The 19,124-nt window shown below is 56.0% G+C and carries 16 protein-coding genes and 6 pseudogenes; all 22 read right to left on the bottom strand.

The annotated features are described in order from the left end of the window. Window positions 1-705 precede the first annotated feature (705 nt). Window positions 706-894: a hypothetical protein gene (locus IPP35_12575; protein MBL0059892.1), complete on the bottom strand. Its 189-nt coding sequence runs from the start codon at window positions 892-894 to the stop codon at window positions 706-708. Between the two features lie 1,187 nt (window positions 895-2,081). Then, window positions 2,082-3,407, bottom strand: a pseudogene (locus IPP35_12570) (adenosylhomocysteinase). Next, window positions 3,404-4,556: pseudogene (locus tag IPP35_12565) on the bottom strand (methionine adenosyltransferase). Before IPP35_12565 ends, IPP35_12570 begins: the two co-directional pseudogenes overlap by 4 nt. A gap of 363 nt (window positions 4,557-4,919) precedes the next feature. After that, on the bottom strand, window positions 4,920-5,216 hold the full coding sequence (locus IPP35_12560) for a hypothetical protein (protein ID MBL0059891.1): 297 nt from the start codon (window positions 5,214-5,216) through the stop codon (window positions 4,920-4,922). A gap of 32 nt (window positions 5,217-5,248) precedes the next feature. Next, window positions 5,249-5,749: a nucleotidyltransferase family protein gene (locus IPP35_12555; protein ID MBL0059890.1), complete on the bottom strand. Its 501-nt coding sequence runs from the start codon at window positions 5,747-5,749 to the stop codon at window positions 5,249-5,251. Beyond that, window positions 5,746-6,231 carry an HAD-IIIA family hydrolase gene (locus tag IPP35_12550; GenBank protein MBL0059889.1) on the bottom strand — a complete coding sequence of 162 codons (486 nt, stop codon included), beginning with the start codon at window positions 6,229-6,231 and terminating at the stop codon, window positions 5,746-5,748. Before IPP35_12550 ends, IPP35_12555 begins: the two co-directional genes overlap by 4 nt. 76 nt (window positions 6,232-6,307) lie before the next feature. Continuing rightward, window positions 6,308-6,988, bottom strand: coding sequence for a DUF4143 domain-containing protein (locus IPP35_12545; protein ID MBL0059888.1), 681 nt, complete (start codon window positions 6,986-6,988; stop codon window positions 6,308-6,310). 206 nt (window positions 6,989-7,194) lie between these two features. Further along, window positions 7,195-7,392, bottom strand: a complete 198-nt coding sequence (locus IPP35_12540; protein MBL0059887.1) for a hypothetical protein — start codon at window positions 7,390-7,392, stop codon at window positions 7,195-7,197. Window positions 7,393-7,552: 160 nt separating this feature from the next. Further along, window positions 7,553-8,478, bottom strand: a pseudogene (locus IPP35_12535) (NAD-dependent epimerase/dehydratase family protein). Continuing rightward, the gene (locus IPP35_12530) at window positions 8,478-8,726 is read right to left on the bottom strand and encodes a sugar transferase (GenBank protein MBL0059886.1); all 249 of its coding nucleotides are present in this window, start codon (window positions 8,724-8,726) and stop codon (window positions 8,478-8,480) included. Before IPP35_12530 ends, IPP35_12535 begins: the two are co-directional and overlap by 1 nt. A 1-nt stretch (window position 8,727) precedes the next feature. Beyond that, a pseudogene (locus tag IPP35_12525) lies at window positions 8,728-8,970 on the bottom strand (sugar transferase). Further along, complete coding sequence (locus IPP35_12520) at window positions 8,912-9,463, bottom strand: sugar transferase (protein ID MBL0059885.1); 552 nt, start codon at window positions 9,461-9,463, stop codon at window positions 8,912-8,914. The pseudogene IPP35_12525 and the gene IPP35_12520 overlap by 59 nt, the downstream one beginning before the upstream one ends. Window positions 9,464-9,655: 192 nt before the next feature. Continuing rightward, window positions 9,656-9,850: a hypothetical protein gene (locus IPP35_12515; GenBank protein MBL0059884.1), complete on the bottom strand. Its 195-nt coding sequence runs from the start codon at window positions 9,848-9,850 to the stop codon at window positions 9,656-9,658. A gap of 176 nt (window positions 9,851-10,026) precedes the next feature. Beyond that, a complete protein-coding gene (locus IPP35_12510) occupies window positions 10,027-10,293 on the bottom strand; it encodes a glycosyltransferase (GenBank protein MBL0059883.1) in 267 nt (88 codons plus the stop codon). 45 nt (window positions 10,294-10,338) lie between these two features. Continuing rightward, the gene (locus tag IPP35_12505; GenBank protein ID MBL0059882.1) at window positions 10,339-10,956 is read right to left on the bottom strand and encodes a hypothetical protein; all 618 of its coding nucleotides are present in this window, start codon (window positions 10,954-10,956) and stop codon (window positions 10,339-10,341) included. Further along, window positions 10,953-11,792, bottom strand: coding sequence for a hypothetical protein (locus IPP35_12500; protein ID MBL0059881.1), 840 nt, complete (start codon window positions 11,790-11,792; stop codon window positions 10,953-10,955). The genes IPP35_12505 and IPP35_12500 overlap by 4 nt, the downstream gene beginning before the upstream one ends. 202 nt (window positions 11,793-11,994) lie before the next feature. Then, window positions 11,995-13,504, bottom strand: a pseudogene (locus IPP35_12495) (MBOAT family protein). 147 nt (window positions 13,505-13,651) lie between these two features. Next, window positions 13,652-14,877 (bottom strand): annotated as a pseudogene (locus tag IPP35_12490) (IS256 family transposase). A 211-nt stretch (window positions 14,878-15,088) separates the two neighbouring features. Next, window positions 15,089-16,096 (bottom strand): glycosyltransferase family 2 protein, encoded by a 1,008-nt coding sequence (locus IPP35_12485; protein ID MBL0059880.1) that lies wholly within the window; start codon window positions 16,094-16,096, stop codon window positions 15,089-15,091. A gap of 569 nt (window positions 16,097-16,665) precedes the next feature. After that, complete coding sequence (locus IPP35_12480; protein ID MBL0059879.1) at window positions 16,666-17,403, bottom strand: oligosaccharide flippase family protein; 738 nt, start codon at window positions 17,401-17,403, stop codon at window positions 16,666-16,668. A 387-nt stretch (window positions 17,404-17,790) separates the two neighbouring features. Then, a complete protein-coding gene (locus tag IPP35_12475; GenBank protein MBL0059878.1) occupies window positions 17,791-18,246 on the bottom strand; it encodes a class I SAM-dependent methyltransferase in 456 nt (151 codons plus the stop codon). 390 nt (window positions 18,247-18,636) lie between these two features. Further along, window positions 18,637-19,124 (bottom strand): hypothetical protein (locus IPP35_12470; protein ID MBL0059877.1); only part of this gene is annotated, 488 nt, incomplete at its 5' end.

The following is a 19,124-nucleotide window of genomic DNA, read 5'->3' as shown; positions in this document are numbered from 1 at the left end:
GGAAGTGCGTTCCTGCCGTGTCCGCTAACCCGCCGTTTTGATGATCTTGCTGTCGGGCGTTCACAACAGTGCACGTCGGCGGCCAACACGAGCTTGTCATGCAAAGGGGATCTCGAAAGAAGAGAATCCATTTCGTCCAAGCAGTCCAAGCGACGCCCAGGTTGGGACTCTGCTGCTGGATGGATTCGCGGAAAGAGGCTTTCGCGTCGAACCCATCTTCGCCTTCAAGGCGTCAAAAACGATGCTGCTTCCGCCGAAATCCATCATGGTTGCCGCAATGTTCCAGCGCGGTGTCGGGGCCGTATAGCCTTGAAATCCATTCCCACCATGCCCTCATCTGGGCTGGGGCCCGCCAGAAGTTGTCCATGGGGAAAACGTCGACGGAATTTTCCGAACGCGCCTCGCTGAATGTAGGCTTCAGGTTGGTGCCCAGGCCCAGTCCTCCTGGATGAACGGAAGATACGTCACCTTCACGGCGAGGTTCATCGGAAGATGGCGTCCGCGTTGATGCGTTATAGTAGAGGAAAGGAGAGATAATGACCGGATTGAACCCGACGACCCCGGAGACTTGGGCGAAAGCTCCTGCGCCCTAATGCAAGCCGCCGAACATCGGTCATTCTGAGAGATAGCTCACGCCGCGCCTCGCCCCAAACGTGGGTCAGCCCCACCATCTCCGCTGTGATTTTGCTGACCAGGTCGGCCTGTCTACCCGGGCGTGAGCGTGTCGAAGTTCTTCAGAGAATCCTCGTCCCCAATGAAGGCCGCCAGGTCAGATGGAACCTTGCCGACGGTGGCTGAGATATCCGCTACCAACATCAGCGACCCAGTCCGCCGGACCTGTTCCGGCGTGGGGTTATGGAAGAAGATGTTCTGGTCGTCGGCCAACGCTGTCAAGGCGTCGCCCATGCCCAGCGCCCGGGTCCCGCGGATCGAAGCGGGAATCTTGCCGCCATGGCGGGGAGAGCCCCTGCCAGAAGAAGAATGAGAAGCTGCTCCATGTGTGGATCTCCAATTTAAGGTTGAGGTGACGAACCCACCAGCGCTAGAGGATCAGAGTCGATCGCCAGGAGAAGACGGAAACCCCTGCCGCCAATCGCGTGGCAGGGACAGAAGGATAGTCCGTGCTCACCTGCCCGTGATGGGTCGTAAAGAGTGTCCACGTCGTGGTGATATCCGCGAGGTCGGGAACCCGAAACGAGTTTCAGTTTTCCGACCGCTTCGTTCAGATCCAGAACCCCACGCCACGTGGTGAATGGCGTCATCGATCACGACAACTCCGGAAATCGACCCGGTCAAAACAACTGAATAAGCCCCGGTTTCACGGAATATCAAGAAGTCCGCTCGCCAAGGCCCCGTCACGCCTTTCAGCAACCGGGCCAGGCCGAGATTGATGGGGAGAGAAGTCGTCCCGCGCGATTTTCCCGTCCGCCAAACCCAGGTGAATTTTTCTAAGGTTCCGGATCACCACCTTAGCGCGCATCGTCCAGGGCTACCTTATCTCCGATTTCGGACAGGAGGCTATCGCTCGAGCCGGAAGACGCCCCAATCCCAGGGAAGCCTGCTGGATGGCCCCGCGAAGTGAGGGGCGCCGGATCCACCATGGTCGGTGGTCAAATTGGAAACCAATTGCCCGATGTTGGGACCCGCCAAACCCATAGCCGCCAGTACGGAGCCGGAAAAGAGCGTCCGAATTCCCGGGATCGGCCGCGATGGCCCGGGTAAAGTAGTCCTGCGCCGTGGCGTATTCTCCCCGCGCCAACGCCGATTGAACGTCCGACACCAAACTCTGGGCGTCGCCGGTCCCTCCTTGTGCAGCCCGTCCCCGAAGAAGTTATTGTTTGGCAACCGGCAAAACCAGAACCCTGGCCAACAAAACTGAAGGATCCGAACAATTCTTCGCATGGTCGCTTCCTCTCAGTCCGCGCTTAAAACGCGGTTTAAACATGGGATAGGCAAAGCAAACAACCTCGAACAAGCATAGACTAAGAACGCCGGAATTTCAATAAAAAGCCGAGCGAAACCCGCTCGGCTTTTCTGAAAAAGCAATCTGTCTTGGTCAGTCCCGCCCCACACATTATTCTTCAAGTGTTGTCCCTCCCCTTGGATAAGGGGAGGGTATGGGAGGGGTGGGTTTTCGGTGTGGCCGTTAAGCCTCCACAGCCAACAACCCCGCGCAGTTTAGTCCCTTCCTGCCAAGAAGCCAGGTATTTCTCCTGTTCCGGGTAAGGGTATCGACGCTGACCCGCATGGCGGCCAATTTGAGGCGCGGATGTTGCGGTCAATATCCACGGGCACGCTGGACTTTTTGGCCAGGCCCTTGGCGTTCTTCACCACATATTCCGCGCAGTGGGCTTGGTTGGCGAAGGGCTGTCCATGACACTGGCCGGGGCACCTTCGGCGGAAGTCAGGTTGATCAGCCGACCTCGCCCAGCACGTGAATGCGGCGTCCGCCGGGCAGGGTGTATTCGTCGACGAAGCGACGCGCTCGGCGCTTCCTTGCCAGATTGGCCAGGGCGGGATGTCGATCTCCACGTTGAAGTGGCCGGAGTTGGCCAAGATGGCCCCCGTCTTTCGTTTTCAGAAATGCTCCGCCGCGATGACGGAAATGTTGCCCGTGACGGTGATAAAGATGTCGCCCTTGGCGGCGGCCTGCCTCGTGGGCATGACCATGAACCCGTCCAGGGCTTCCAGCGCGCGGAACGGATCGATCCGTCACCCACCACGTGGGCGCCCAGGTGACCCCGGGCCCGGCTCGCGATGCCACGGCCGCACCAACCGTATCCGGCGAGCACCACCGTCTGCCCGCGAAGCAGCACGTTGGGGCGCAGGATGCCGTCGAGGTGGATTGCCCGGTCCCGTAGCGGTTGTCGAACATGTGTTTGGTCGATACGTCGTTCACGGCGATGATGGGATCTCCAACACCCCGTCTTTCTCCATGGCGCAATCGGATGACTCCGGTGGTGGTTTCCTCGGTGCCGCCGATGACCTCCGGCAGTTGGTCCCGCCGCCCTTTGGAGGACCCCACCATCCGCGCCGTCGTCCATGGTGATCTGGGGATGATGGTCCAGCGCGCGTAGATGTGCTTGTAATAGGTTTTATTATTCTCGCCTTTTGATCGCGCAAAACCCGGATGCCGTGGTTTTTGACCGAAGGCCGCAACTTCGTCCTGGGTCGACAGCGGGTTGGAGACCAGAGGACCACGTCCGCCCCGCCTTCCTTCCAGGGTGATGGCGAAGTTGGCGGTCTCCGTGGTCACATGGAGACAGCAGGACATGCGGATCTTTTTGAAGGGCTTTTGTTTTTTGAACGCGCCCGGATGAGGCGCAGAACGGACATCCCCGCTCCGCCCAGGTGATGAGGTTTTCCCCCGCGTTGGCGAGGCGTAAATCCTCGACGTCGTATTTCATGGGTTAGATCCTCGCGGATTTCTTGGGTTCGGCGGCTTGTTCGTCTTCTCCCAATAAAAATCCGCGTCCTCGTGGCCAGCGGCGTAGGAAGCGGTTTTCCGGTAGAAGGGCCGGCGCAGTTTAAGGTAATCGATGATGCCCCGGGGCGTCAACGGAACACGTCCCGGACCAAGGTCTGCAAGCGGGCCTCGGGCAGCGAGGCCGGTGCCGTCGGTGTCCACCATAACGCTCACGGGGTCCGCCACGCCGATGGAGTAGCGAGCTGGACCGTAGTGGCGGGCCAAGCCCGCGGCCACGATGTTCTTGGCCACGTGGCGCGCCATGTAACAGGCGGACCGGTCTGCCTTCAGGATCCTTGCCGCTAAAAGCGCCACCACCGTGGGGAGCCCAACCGCCGTAGGTGTCCACGATGATCTTTCGCTTGGTCACGCCCGTGTCCCCTCCGGGCCCGCCGACGACGAATTTGCCCGTGGGGTTCACAAAGATTTCGTTTCTTTCTCCAACATGTTTCTTCGGAAGCACGGGGAGGACCACTTTCGCGATCATCTCTTCCCGCGCGACGTTGGTGATCTTTCCCCCGATCCGGTCCAGGATGGACTCGTCGTGTTGGCTGGAGAGGACCACCGCGTCGATCCGGCGGGGCCGCCCGTCTTCGTACTCCACCGTCACTTGGGATTTCCCGTCCGGTCCTAGATAAGGGAGGATTTTCTTTTTTCGAACTTCCGCCAAGCGGCGGGTGAGGTTGTGAGAAGCTGATCAGCGTCGGCATGAGCTCTTTGGTTTCGTCGCAAGCGAACCCCACCATCAGGCCCTGGTCCCCTGCGCCCCCCGTATCGACGCCCTGGGAAATGTCCGGCGACTGGCGTCCGATGGCGTTCAAAATCCCGCAACTGGCGGAATCAAACCCAAACCGACGATCGGTGTAGCCGATCTCCGCCACCACGGACCGGACCAGGGACGGCACTCCACCCAGGTTTTAGGTCGTGATCTCGCCGCCCACCACCACGAGCCCTGTGGGTGACGAAGGTCTCGCAGGCCACCCGGCCGTGGGAATCTTCCGTCAAAATCGCATCCAACACCGCGTCCGAAATTTGGTCGCACACCTTATCGTGGGTGCCCCTCCGTCACCGACTCAGAAGTAAAACATATTTATCACGACGCATCGTGGAACTCCTTTGAGGAATTAGCTTTGTAGTGACTTTGTGCTGGTTTTTCGGGAAAGCAGATTCTGCCACCAGATTTGTTGGATTATCCACAAACCAGGTCAGGTCGAAAAAGATCCTCACCTTCCGTGATGCCAGCAGGACTTGGCTAGGGGAGAAGGCAGTCGCGCGCCGTCGGCTAAAACTTGGTCCGCCCGATGCGGCAGTCGGAGCCGATGACCACCTTGAGCCCAGGAGGCTTCTTTCCAGTTCGGGCGCCGATGCGGCGCCTTCCAAAACGACGCAATCCGACAGCCGCGCGTCTTCCTCGATGCGGGCCCCGCTCCGATGGTCACCCGCCCCGCCAACGTCACCTGAGCGCCCAAGCGGACCCCTTCGCGACCACCCCCGTCCCCATCCGCACGCCCGCCCCCACGACGGCGCCCTGCCCCAGATGCATCCCCTCGGGAACGCGTCCCGGAGGCCACAGGCCCATCTCCTGCAGGTCCGCGTGGGTGCGCCAATAGGTTTTCAGGGTCCCGATGTCGGACCAGTAGCCCCGGTGGAAAAACCGGCCACGCGAAAGCCTTCCCAGCAAGGCGGGAAATATTTCCCGCTCAATGGAAACCGCCGCCCCAGGGGATCCGTTCCACCACCCGGGGCTCAAACAACTAATATCCCGCGTTCACCCGCGCCTTTTCATGAACCTCCGCGGTTTCCGTCGCCGGGGTTTCTCCAAAACCGCCGGATCAGGCCTGCGCGTCGCTTTCTACCAACCCGTAGGCCGCGGGATTGTCCACGGCCACCTAAGGCCAGCGTGGCGTCGGCCTTGGCCTTCCGGTGGGTCTCGGCCAGGGCTTTCAGGTCGAAATCGCTCAACACATCGCCGTTCAAAATGAACGCCGGCCCGTTCAAATGGTCCAGAGCGTGGCGAATGGCGCCCCCCGTCCCCAGAGGCTCTTTCTCCAAAGAGTAAATGAACTTCACGCCCCACTCCTTGCCTGTCCCCAACTGCCGTCGAAAGGCGGTCGCCTTGTGCCCCAACCCCAACACCACTTCCCGCACCCCAAACTTTTTCAAGAGGTCGATCTGGTAGGCAATAAAGGGCCGGTTCAAAATCGGCAAGAGCGGCTTAGGCCGATCCACCGTCAAGGGCCTCAAGCGTGTTCCCAACCCTCCCAGCAGAATAAGAGCTTTCATAACCCCTCCATCCATCGGGCGGCGCCCAGCAAATCCTCTACGAAAGGAATTCCTTTCGGAAGTCCGGCCTTTTCCTTCACCCCATAGCCCGTCCCAACCAGGATGGGCTGAACTCCGGCGGATTGGGCCGCCTGAACGTCGATCAATTTATCCCCCACCATAAAAGAACGGGAGAGGTCGATCTTCAAATCCTTTCCGCCCTTAAGATCAAACCTGGCCGCGGTTTTCGGCACTGCACCCATCGCCGGGCCCATGGGGCAAAAGTAAAATCCGGCGATCTCAACGCCCAAGCCGTGAAGATCTTCGGCCACCTGGGCATGCAGGGCGCGAACATCCGCCGCCCCGTAATACCCCCGCGCCACCCCCGATTGGTTCGACACCACCACCAGCCGGAACCCCAGCCCCGCCATTTTCCCCATCCCGTCCACGGCCCCCGGAATCCATTCCCAATCCGCGCTGATACACATAGTCTTTTTCGACATTCACCGTCCCGTCCCGATCCAGAAAAACCGCCGCCCCGCCGGTCTTCCGCCCCCGATCTTTCCCTTCATAACGAGGTCACAAACACGCGAACGGGGTGGAAACAATGCGATCCGTCAACCGCCGAACCTCGGCGCCGTTGTGCACCACGAGGCCCCAGTCACATTTTCGCTCCTGAATGAAGTCGGTGAGAGATCGCAGGTCGTAATGGGTCAATGTCTGGGCGTGCTTGATCTCAATGGGAACGGTTCCGAAGTTTCCCTCCAAAACGAGGTCCACCTCCCCCCCCGCGTAGGTTCGGTAATAATACGCTTCATGGGGAACCCCCTCCATGGCCAGCCCGCGAAGAAGTTCTTCAGTGACGAGCCCCTCCCAAGAGGCTCCCATTCGAGGATGGGCCATGAGCGAAGCGAGATCATTCACCCGAATGAAGTGATGGAGAATGCCCGTGTCTCGAAGGAAGCCTTTCGGATGCTTCACCAGGCGGCGGAGAGGCCTTGCCATAAGCGGGAGATTTCGCCAAAGATAAGAACCTTCCGCAATCCCCAAATACTCCTGGGCCGTCACGGAAGAGATGCCCAGCGCCCGCCCCAAGTCGGCACAGTTCACGATCGACCCCGAAAATCCCGCCAACTGTTGAGAAAACAGTCGAAATTTGGCCTGGTTCAATCCCGGAAATAGCCGCGCCACATCCCGTTGAATATAGGTCTGAAAATAATTTTCCATCCAAGCCGTCCGAAAGGCCGCCCCGCGTCTCACCCACGGCTCGGGATACCCCCTTTAACCAATAGGAGTGAATTTGCGAAAGGGTGAGCCGGGGCTTCAGAGATTCGAAATCTTGTGCCGTGACCTTCCCACCCTTCAACAACGAAGCCAATGGCGGCCGTTGCCCTCCATAGGCCTCCAGGCAGGAGAGGGGCGCCATCTCAATGATCGCCACGCGCCCGGCCAGAGTTTCCGAAACATTACGAACGAGCGCGGGAGAGCTGGACCCCGTTATAACAAACCGCCCCGCCCCTTCGGTGCTCGTCAATGGCCACGCGCAACGCGCTAAAAACCGGCGGATGAACCTGAGCCTCATCCAAGGCCACCTGCCGGGGATTCAGCCGAAAGAAAAGGTCCGGATCGCGGGAGATCACCTCGAAATCGGCCGACCGTTCCAAGTCGAACCGCCGCCACGGCTTCGCAGACCTAGGAGGGTGGTTTTTCCGCACTGCCGCGGCCCGAGCACCGCCACGCAAGGGAACTGTTTGAGGCGATCCAAAAGAAGCCGCTCGTAGGCTCTTTTCATATGTCTAATTATTAAACATTATGTTTAATAATTCAATCTATCGGTTTACCCACCGACCGGATATGCGCATAGGTCTTGGCCAATCCGTCAGCCAACCCCACCGTCGGTTTCCAACCCAACACCCGCGCCGCTTTGGAGATATTCAAAACGCTTCGAAAGAGTTCCCCCGCCCGGGCGGGTTTTGGTTCAAACGTCGAGGGCCCCGGATGGCAAGAGCTCAAGATTTCAAACAACCGATGAACGTCGGTGGGCTTCCCGGTTCCGATATTAATAGATTCCCCTTCCCCCTTGGAGAGCGCCGCCACGTTGGCGCGAACCACGTCGCCCACATAAACGTAGTCTCTCATTTGTCGCCCGTTCCCGTAAACGAACGCCGGCTCCCCCGCCAGCAACCGATTGCAAAATATCGCCACCACCCCCGCCTCCCCATGGGGATCCTGCCGAGGCCCATAAACGTTGCCATATCGCAAAACGGTGAACGGCAATCCGTGCAGGGCGCGATAGGTCCGCAGGTAATGTTCCCCGCCAATTTCGTGACCCCGTAGGGAGAAAGCGGCCGGGCGGATCGCTTTCGATCGCCGGACGACGGCACTCCCCATAATAAGTCCCGCCCGATGCCGCGAAAATAAATTTCTTAACCCCATGGGCCCGCGACAATTCCAAAAGATTCAAAAAGCCCCAACACGTTCACCCGCGCATCGAACAACGGGTCCGCCACGCTCCGCCGAACATCCATCTGGGCCGCATGATGATTCACCACATCGAATTTCTCTTTCCTAAACAGGCGAACCAATCCCGCACCTTGAATATCCGCTTTGACAAACCGGGCCTCGGAATTGAGGTTGGCCTTCTTTCCTGAGGAAAGGTTGTCCACCACCGTCACCCGGTGCCCCGCCCCCACATAAGCGTCCACCACGTGAGACCCAATAAACCCCGCCCCCGGTCACCAAACCCGCATCAATAGGCTCCTTGCCGGCCAAACACCGTGGGGATTGTTTTCAGCAAAATCTTCAGGTCCAACCCGGGCGACCAATGCTCGATGTAAAAGACGTCGAGTTCGATCATCTCCTCGTAGGACAGTTGCGCCCGGCCGCTCACCTGCCAGAGCCCGGAGATGCCCGGGAGCACGTTCAGTCGTTTCCGCGCCCACTCGTCGTTGGATTCCGCTTCCTTGGGCAATTGAGGGCGGGGTCCCACCAGGCTCATGTCCCCGCAAGGACATTGAAAGTTGCGGGATTTCGTCCACGCTCAATCGCCGAATCCAACGGCCCACCCGGGTGATTCGGGGATCCTTCTTGATTTTAAAAAGAGGGCCGGGTCTTTCATTTAAATGGCGCAACTCCTCCAAACGGTCTTCCGCGTCGGTGCTCATGGATCGAAATTTGAAGATCTTAAAATTTTTCCTTGTATCCCACCCTCTCCTGCCGAAAGAAAACCGGCCCGGGAGAATCCAACTTGATGAGAATGGCCAAGAGCGCCAGCGGAACCGCTCCGACCACCAGCAGGCCTACCGAGACAAACAAGTCAAAAGTTCTTTTATAAACATAGGTCCATCCGTGAAGAGAAACCGATTTGACTTGAAACGTCGGGAGCCCCAAGGACTCATCCAAAATCAACTCCCCCATGCGGAGTTCCAAGATATCGGGAACGATGCGAAAAATCACACCGGCTTCTTCGCTGATCTCGGCCATGGCGACCAAGTCGGAGTGAGACAAATCAGGATCCCCCACGTAGACTTCACGGAATCCATCGCCATGAACCCAATCCCTAAAAATGGCAAGGTCGCTCGTGGGCCGGGCTTCGACCTGCAATTCGGGATGGGCGAGGACGCGCTGAATGGAAGCGCAAAGTCGGCCTGACCGAGGACGAGAACCCGGTGGCGCCCCGCCCATTTCAGAAAAATCCGATGGTAAAAACTGCGCGGCCTGGCGGCTGGTCAGCACAAAAGGAAGAGAAACGTTCCGCTTAAAACCGAGACGATCCGGGAATAATCCGTGCCGCGGTAGAGGAATCCGCCCGCCACCACCAAGACCCAGCCCCAAACACTCCCCGGGCGGTCCTCAAGCCATCGTCCAGGAAGGGGAGGTTGATCCGCTGATAAAACCCGTTCATCACAAATACGGCCATCCAAATCATCACCGCCGCCGTCTGTAGGGGAAAATAGAGAGACTCCGGCATGGCCACTTTATGGACGGAACCAAACGCGCTCCCCATTCCCAGTAGAACCGCGCGGCATAGGCCAACTTCAACGCCGCCACCACGCATAACAAATCGACCAGGAACAGAACCGAGCGGTTCAGGAAAAGCCTGTGCTTCAAGGTCTTAAGCATCGGATCATTCTAATAATTAACGAGCAGCGGAAGAAACTCGCTCGACAATTCCACGAATGCCGCGAACAAAAGCCGCTCGATTGAACCGTTCGGCTTGGCGGCGAATCCGCGCCGGATCAAACGTCATGCCTTCAAACCGGCGAAGGGCGTCTGACAGGCTTTGAACCGTGGGAACCTCAAAGAACAATCCCGTTTCTCCCTCCAGGACGGTTTCGAGAGCCCCCTGCCGCCAAAGCGATCACCGGCCGCCCGGCGGCCATGGCTTCCACGGGGGCGATGCCAAAATCCTCTTCTCCTGGAAAGATAAACGCCCGCGCTCCGACCAAGAGTTTCTTGAGTTCCTGGAAGGAAACCCCCACCCAGGAACTCCGTTCGAGGTCCTGCCAGGCGGCGAAGAGTTGGCTCGAAGGGTCCCTTCCTACAATTTTTAAAGGGAGACCCATTTGCCCACAAGCCTCGATGGCGAGTTCGATTCGTTTGTAGGGGGTTCAACCGGGAAACCACGAGAAAATAATCCCCCGGTTCGGTGGAAAAGTCAAAAGAATCCACCTCGACCGGAGGGTAGAGAACATCCGCTTCCCTGCCATAACAGGTGTAAATCCGTTTTCGGATGTGTTGCGAAATCCCGATGAACCGGTCCACCCCGAGATTCGTTTTGAGATCCCACTTTTCAACCTCCCCAGAACCAGGGACAATAAGGGTTTCAGAAAAACCGGAATGGGTTCCTTTTCTAGATAACGGTCCCGATCCCAGACAAACCGCATGGGCGAGTAGCAATAACAGACATGCCGTGCACCCACCGGAACCGAAATCCCCTTGGCGAAGGCGCTACTGGACGAAAGAATCACATCGAAACCTTTCAAATCAAACCGACTGAAAACCAATGGATAGAGAGGGAGATATTTCTTGAAATGGTTTTTGAGAAACGGCAACCTCTGCATAAACGACGTCCGCACGTCCCATTCCGAAAAACAGGCGGGAAAGTTTTCCGGAAGAAAAATCGAGGTAAAAATCGGAGCTTCGGGAAACGCCTCGTGCATCGCATCCAACGTCCGCTCGGCCCCGCCGTATTGATTCAGAAAATCATGAACAATCGCTATTTTCATGGCACCCGCTTAAGATATTCCCTTCTTTTTTCCAATAATGAAATAAGCCTCTCTGTGCGAAGGCGTTTGCCCTCGACATCCAGATGGTCCACGGTATTGGTGAAGTTACGGTAGGGGAAAGCAAAATCGGACGGCGCCCCAAGGATCGGGATATGGAGGTTCCGGCGAAAATCCTTTTCCAATTCCCTAATCTGAGATTCGTTACGGCTCAACTCGGGCGCCGGATACGCAGGCCAGGCAAAATAAACTTCTGCGCCCTTTTCAAGAGCGCATGAATAAAAACGGTTCAATCGAGCCAAAGCGTTCCCCAGGGGAAAGGGCCGGGGCATCTCCGTTCCACGTCCCAGCAAAGAACCTTCCGAAACCCGATGAAACTGTCCGGATTCCGTCAAATCTCCGTTGAGGTCCATCTCCCGGCCCGCCTTCCGAAATCCTGGACGTGAAGACCAACAGAATGCCAATTTTTGGAAGGATTCAACTTTGGAGCGGACCAAAGTTACAACGTCCTCCAAGAGCATGGATAAACCCGCAAAGTTTCTGGGATAAACAGCCTTCAGCGCGAAACTCGGGTGCAGAGCGAGAAGCCACGGCCGCGCCCGCGGGGTGGCATCCAGCCCATTCGCCATCACTCCGTATTCCGGCACCAGAACCACCACATCCTGGTATTTCAATTCGTTGACCAAGGGGTCCAAATAGGGGAGGATGCCGAACCCCGCAAAAAAGCCGAGGTTAACGGAGTTCATTTTTAGCCGTTCCTCCACCCGATGGCCGTCCAAACCGGAGAAAAGACCGCTTCCACCGATAAAAATCACCCGAGGAGAGGGGGTAGCCTTCAACAAACGATCCTTATCGATGACCAAGGAAAACGGATCGGCGTGGTAAACCGGGGAAAAAAAGGCATAAGCCCCGTGAAGCCGACCAATATCCCCATGAAAAATACCTTGCCCCAGAATATCCGCACCGACGTTCTCCCGGTCACGGGCCGAACCAACGATGTGGGATAAGGAGCCGGACAGGACGGCGTTTCAACGTTTTCCATTAGAATTGGAAATAAATGAATTGATCGCTGTTGGTAACGCTGTAAACCAAGATGGCGGCCACGAGGCCATAGTAGGCGGCCCATCGCGCGACACCGGGTTGGCGGGCTAAAAAAGACAAGAGGCCTCCTCTCGCCTGCAGAAATTGAACGCCGAGAAGAACCAGAATGGCGACGATGGCGCGGCGCCATTCCGCCGAACTTTGGCCCACCAGATAAGCCTCCCGTATTCCCTTGTTGATTTCCAACCCGAGGTGAAAATTTCTCGCCAGAAGGTATGTCGTAAAATCACTAAAAAATTTCCCGAGCCCGTTGAAAAGGTGGGTGACGATGTAGACCGAATCGCTTAAGGTCTTGGCTCGGAAAAAAATCCATGTCATATTGATGAAAGTAAAAGTTGCCGCCCTTTCTATGCAGGCGAGAAGGGTCGGCCAACGGTCCGCCCGAAGAAATTGCAAAACCAACGCAAAGGTTTTCTGAGCCCGGTTTCACCCAAGATGGCCAGGCCGTTTAATCCACCCCAAACGACAAAATTCCAACTGGCGCCATGCCACAAGCCGCTGATCACAAAAGTCACCATCAGGTTGAACATCCAGCGCCCCGTGGAACACCGGTTTCCTCCCAGGGGAATATAAACATAATCCCGGAACCAAGTGGAAAGAGAAATGTGCCATCTCCTCCAAAATTCAGAGACGGATCTGGCGCTGCAGGGAAGGTCGAAGTTTTTCATCAACCGAAACCCCATGACGCGAGCCGAGCCGATGGCGATGTCCGAGTAACCGGAAAAATCGCAATAGATTTGGAGGGCAAAGAACACCGTCCCCACCATCAGGGCAACGCCCGCGTGGTGGGTGGGGTTGTCGAAAACGGGCTTCACGAAAAGCGCCAGCCGGTCGGCCACGACCATTTTCTTAAAGAACCCCCAGGCCATCAGCTTCAGCCCATCCGTGGCCAAGCGGTAATCGAAACGATGCTCCTGGCGAAACTGCGGAAGGAGATTTTGCGGTCTCTCGATGGGACCCGCCACGAGCTGGGGGTAGAACATCACGTACAAGGAATAAATCCCGAAATGGCGCTCCGCTTTTTGGCGGCCCTGATACACCTCAAAAACATAAGCCAGGCTTTGAAACGTGTGAAAGGAGAGACCGATGGGAAGAATAAGTTTGAGGTTTCCTACGGAATAGTTCCAATGAAAGGCCCGGGCGATCGCTCCGATATTGTCGTTCACGAAATTGAAGTATTTAAACGAAAACAAGATGGCGACGGTGATCACGACACTGACCACCAACCCTATCTTCCGGGCATGGCCGGTGGATTTCTCAATCCACAAACCGGCTAAATAGTCGGTCACGATGGTGAGCAGAAGGATAAGGATATAAACGGGAATGAAGGCCATATAAAAATAACAGCTGGCCACCAACAGTAGAAACCAACGAAATCGGTGAGGCAACCCGAAATAAAGACAGGTGACGATGGGAAAAAGAAAAGAAAGGAAAAGGAGTTAAATAACATCGGGGTCACCCATCAACAGTTTGATTGAAACGGAACGAAGAGGTCCAACCTTTCCCACAACCCCTCACGGAGATATTGTCAAATGTTGTGGGTGGGATTTGAGGAGCGTATCCCATCCGGTGGTAAATTAGGCGGCCATTTCCAGTTCAACCCGTCTTTGAATTGGATCCCTTTCCACACCGCCGTCAACTTTTTGTATCCGCGTAATTTCCGCCACCGCTTCTGCGCCGACTCCGCCAACTTGTAAACCATCGTCAACGTCGCGATCCGTGAACCGCACCCCTTCGTTCTCTTTGTCTGTAGCCGCACCGTTGCAAATGTCGACTCAATCACGTTCGTGCTTCGAATCGACAACCAATGTTCCGCCGGGAAATCGTAGAACGAGCAAACTCTCCCGGTTCCTGTTGATCGTTTCCACCGCCTTCGGATATTTCAGTTCGAACTCTTTGACGAAAGCGTCAAAGGCGGCGTGTCCTTCCTCTTTCGTCGGCGCCAGGTAAATGTCGTGGATCATTTGCTTCCCTTTCCCTTGAAGACTCTTCGGAAGCTTGTCCAGCGCGTTGACTGTTTTATGAACCCAACAAAGCTGGGTCTTCGTGCCGGGGAATTCCTCCGCCAACGCCGCCCAGAACCCCAACGCACCATCCCCAATCGCCAACTTCGCCCTTCGCCAATCCACGCCGTTTTAATGCCCGCAGAACCGACTGCCAGCTTTCTTCGACTCACGAAACCCATCTTCCACCGACACCAGCTCTTTGGTTCCGTCTTCCTTCGCCCCAATAATCACCAGAATACACTGCCGCTCATCGTCCAACCGGACATTGAAATAGATTCCGTCCACCCACCAGTAAACGTATTCGCTCTTCGAAATGTCCCGTCCGATCCATTCTTGGTAATCCTGTTCCCAGATCCGCTTCATCCGGACCACGCTTTCCGCTGAAAATCCCAGCACCTTTTCCCCGACCAGCTTCTCCAGGACTTCCGTGAAATCCCCCGTGGAGATCCCTTTCAAATATAGAAATGGAACCAGCTCCTCCAGGTTCTTGGTCTTCCTTAAATACGGCGGGACCAGGATCGACTGAAATCGCGATTCCCCCGTCCCTTTCAGAACCCGGTCATCCACGAGGAGGCTCAATATCCAAGGGGCCCGCCCCCGTCACCAAGATCCGCCGGTTTTGTTTCCCGTTGCGGACAATCAACCGATGCCCGTGTTCGTCCACCCGGGCCGCATGGCGTTGACAAAAAATATCCACCTCTTCGTTCAGCGCCACTTCCAATAGCCGTTGCGCCCCGCGGCGTACGATTTCTTCCAGCGTGCCCACGGCCCCTTGCCCTTCTGGTTTTTCTGCCCGAATTGTTTTAACATCTTTCATAGCGTATCCTCCTGGGTTCGGTGGCGTCAACCACCGGGTTTTTGTTTCCTTTCACCAGACAGGATACGCTTTTCTTTTTTATCCCCTCAACCCCTCACCCACAACTTTTGAGTATATCTCCCCCTCACGGGAAGGCCCCCTCGCAAACCCCCGGAGGCAGTCAACGAGAGAGGGAACTTTTCCGCCCCACTGAAAAAACTCGTGCGAAGACTCATGCTTTTCTTCGTGCTCGTTCCCCAAGCATTTTCTGGAATTGTTCCGAATCGCGTCGTCCCATGATCTCGCGCCTTTTCCGCCAGGTCTTTGGAAAGACCAGCAGAACTTTCCAATAGGCCATCCACAAGGCCGGCTCTCTGGAAACGGCGTGTAACAACCGGAGAATTTCTTGGGTGCAAATATAGGGAAGGTCTTTGACAAAGGATCCCAAGGTCTCGTTTTTGATCAATTCCAAATAATGGTTTTTGAAGCCTTGGATCCGAACCCTCGACGGGACCTTATGTCGATTGTCTTGCCGCCATCCCCGAAGATGGAACCCGACGGCGTCCGGGACGTAGCGAACCTTCCAACCTCGGTGCCAGGCCCGCCAACAAAGGTCGGTGTCCTCATGGTAAACAAAGAAATCCTCATCAAAATATTCGTCCCGTATTCTTATATCCTCCAACATTTCACGACGGAGAAGAATGGCCGCGCCGCAAATGGCGAAAATATCTCCGGTCGGATATTGGTTTTCATCCCGCTCACCCATCCCCCGATCCCGAAAACGCCGCGACCTCACAAAATCGTGACCGGCGGAATCCAAGATTCCCGGCTCGCGAAGTAACTTTGGCCCCCAAATTCCATAAGAAGGGTTGGACAAGGCCAAGCGAAGCAGGACCTCTAGGCATCCAGGCTCCAGGTTGACGTCCGGATTCATTAGAAAAACAAATGGGGTTTTCGACTCACCGATCACCTGGTTGGCGGCCCCGGCGTAGCCATTGTTAACCGCGTTGACTAAAATCTTGACGTTGAGACCAGGGGGAGGGACAATCGAACGCCGTCGTTCGGGAAGGGTGTTGTCCACCAGCAGGGTTTTGAAGGAAATGCGGGATTGCTGAGACAAACCCCGAAAGCAAGCCTCCAAAAAATCATAGTCGTCATAGTGGATGATCCCTACCGTCACCAGATCCTTTGGCAAAGGGTCCATCGCTTCGAACGCAGGTCTTACTTGTTGACTGGCCATGGGTATATCCTATGAAGTGAAAATAGGCGCCTTTTGAAACGCCTCGCGCATCGCGCCCCACGTTCGCTTCGCCCCGCCGTATGGGTTCGAAAAATCATGCGCGATCCCCACAGTCATGTCGCGCCCCCCTTTCCAAATCAAGGAGGCCCCGCCCTAATAGCAGCGCCGCGCTGGCGGAACCGTAAACAAGACAATACGTGAAAGAGACACCCACCAACCCCCACCGGGGAATGATCCAATAAGCCGCCGCACCAGCCACAACCGAGGTCGAGAGGCGAACGATGGCCACCCATCGATATCCCTGAATTCCTTGCGCGGACAGCAAGGTTCCCACGTTAATTTGAAAAAGACAGAGAACGGAAGCCACGCTCATGAGGACGAGGACGGGCAAGTTAAAGGGGTATGACGCCCCGGCGAACCAAACCGCTAGGGCTTGCAACAAGGCGAAGCATATCAATCCCGGGATGGAGAAACGAACCGAAATCGATAACAATGGTGTCCACAAGTCGCTCCGCCGGGCATGTCCGGAAGCGAATGGAAAAAGACCGTCTGGAACATCGCGGACAAGGTCACCGCGGCGGAAACCGAGGCCAAGCTGTAAGACTGATGATCCCGACGTCTGACGCCGGGAGAAACCGTTTGGTCAATAGGCGTAAAAAGAGCGCCTGCATGAAGAAACTGACCATATCCACCATCCAATAGACCCCGAACCCTAATAACCGCGGCGCCCATTCCCGTGAGAATCCACCCGCCCACCGGGCCCTCTCCCTAAACAAGACCCCCACGCCGACCATACCATAGCCCGCGCTCAACGCGTACAAGATTGACCGATAATCCTCCGTCCCAGAGATGAACAAGGCAGCAAACACGGCGCCGAACACGAAAGCGAACAAAGCCTCCACCACTGCCCTTTCCCGAAAGCGGGATTCCACCTGACTGACTGAAACGACGAAAAGAAAAACCGCTTGCCCAACGCCCAGGGCGAGCGCCCCGTTGAACAGCCACCCAGAAATGCGGAGCCACGAAACGAGAGCGGGGCGGAGAGCAAGGACCAGGGCGAGGCCAAACAGGAGAAGAATTCCCTGGAGTAAGATGGCGGTCGAGTGGATGTCCCGCGCGCGGGAACCATGAGCCGAAGCGAACCGCGCGTTGGCCGGTCCCATCCCCCACGACAAAACCGGAAGCATCCCACCGGAGATTGCCACACCGAGATTGTACAAACCAAAATCATGGGGGCCCAGGAGACGTCCCGCGGATAAATTGATGATGACCGTCAGGGTCCGCGAAACTCCGAATCCAACGGTCACCCAGGTCAAATGTCTTATGAACACTGAAAACCTGGCCGAGACGGGCGACCCTGTGATCGCTGAAACCCATTTTTCCAGGGTTCCCATACCTTCCGAAGAATTCGGTCTCAAATTGTTGTCACCCAAATAATCAAATGGTACCGTCAGAATCAGTTTTTCCAGAAAAACGGTTGGAGTCTTTCCAAAAGGTCATGAACCTTTCCTCAAGAAGAATGCGGCTTGATCCCCTTGACCAACGACATTCAATTCCTCGGCCCTTTTCCTGAAATCGGCCATTTCCTTGCGGGAGAAGAGTGGAGTTCTACAACTTTGGAGGAAAGAACGCTTGTCCCAAAGAGGGATCCCCCTCGAATATTGTTCGCTCCCCAGAATTGAAAAGCTGTGGAATCATGGATCACCTTCTCGATGACCATGCCCGCCTTGCGCTACCAGGGACAGACTTTTGGTCGAGTGAATGAAAAAATGCCTGGGCGCGTCGAGCTGAACCCAATTCACACCATAATGGTCCCACGCATAGGAGGGAACCATCGGCATCCGAATCACACAGAGTCCCCCATCCGCCAAAAGACCGGAAACGGCTTTCAAAGTCAAAACCGGATCGGGAATGTGTTCAAAGGAGTGATGAAAAGTCACGATATCCCATAACCCATCGACATCAAAAACCTCCCGCTTTTGAATCAGCAATCCGTTCCTATACTCCATATCGGCTTCATTGAACGGATCGACGCCTAGGAGATCCCTCATGCCGAACTCGCGCAAGGCGTACAGAAAGGAACCGGCTCCGCAACCCACATCCAACACCCGCGCCTTTTGCCAGCCCGGAATCTGTCGAAGAAATGGCACGTCCTCCCGGGGATATTTCGAGTGAATGATCCTCCCGATCATCCCTTTCCCAGACAGGGCAAATCTGTCCCTGAGCCCCACCATGAATTTTCTTAGACCTTTCTCCTGAAACCTGCCTCGGTAGGAGTAATAACCCTTGGGATAATACTTCGCCAAGTTTGAGGGAGGCTCCGCGATTTGAAGGCATCCACACCGCGCGCATTCGAAATAGGGAAAAACATCCTCAAAGCCCAACATCATTTCTTTCGCATAAACCGTCCTGTTCCCATCCAAGTTCCCACAAATCCTGCAATTCATTCCCTCACCTCAGGCCCTTCGCGTTTAAACGATCCCTAAACCCTATCTTCAGACTCTGCTTGATCCCGGAATGTGGGGCGGGCCATGGCCCTGCTATTTGCCATGAAGCTTGTAAAGCTCCTCCACGTACCCTTCTCGAATCCAGTATTTCATGCGGTACAATCGTTTAAAATCCGGAAAGCCGCGTAAAAGATCAGGGACGGCATTTTGGCTTCTCGACCCCATGGCGGCCTGCCCTTCCTGGTTAATGCTCAAGAAATACATCGTGGTCGTCCTCTTTATCTGTCGAAAGTAGTCGAGCACGAGGACGGGGTCGATTTCCGGGAAAGAATCTTGGTTGAGAGCCAACGAATAAGCGCCATCGTGAACATTCATGCATTCCCAAAAGGGAAGAACGTGCACCTTGGCTGTTGGACTCTCTTCTCCAAATAAACGGACGGCATCGGCTCCAAGGGAGTGAATTAAAAAGTTACCGGCAAATAAATTAATGAGCGGCAGATCAAAAATCGTGTAGTTTGGGCAACCGAGCGCATTCGCATAATAAGCCACCAATCCAAGTCCACCGCCATACTCACAAATGG

Source organism: Elusimicrobiota bacterium, assembly GCA_016721625.1.
Classification (GTDB): Bacteria; Elusimicrobiota; Elusimicrobia; order FEN-1173; family FEN-1173; genus JADKHR01.
The sequence above is the reverse complement of the archived record's forward strand: the minus strand, read 5'-3'. Positions and strand labels throughout refer to the sequence as shown.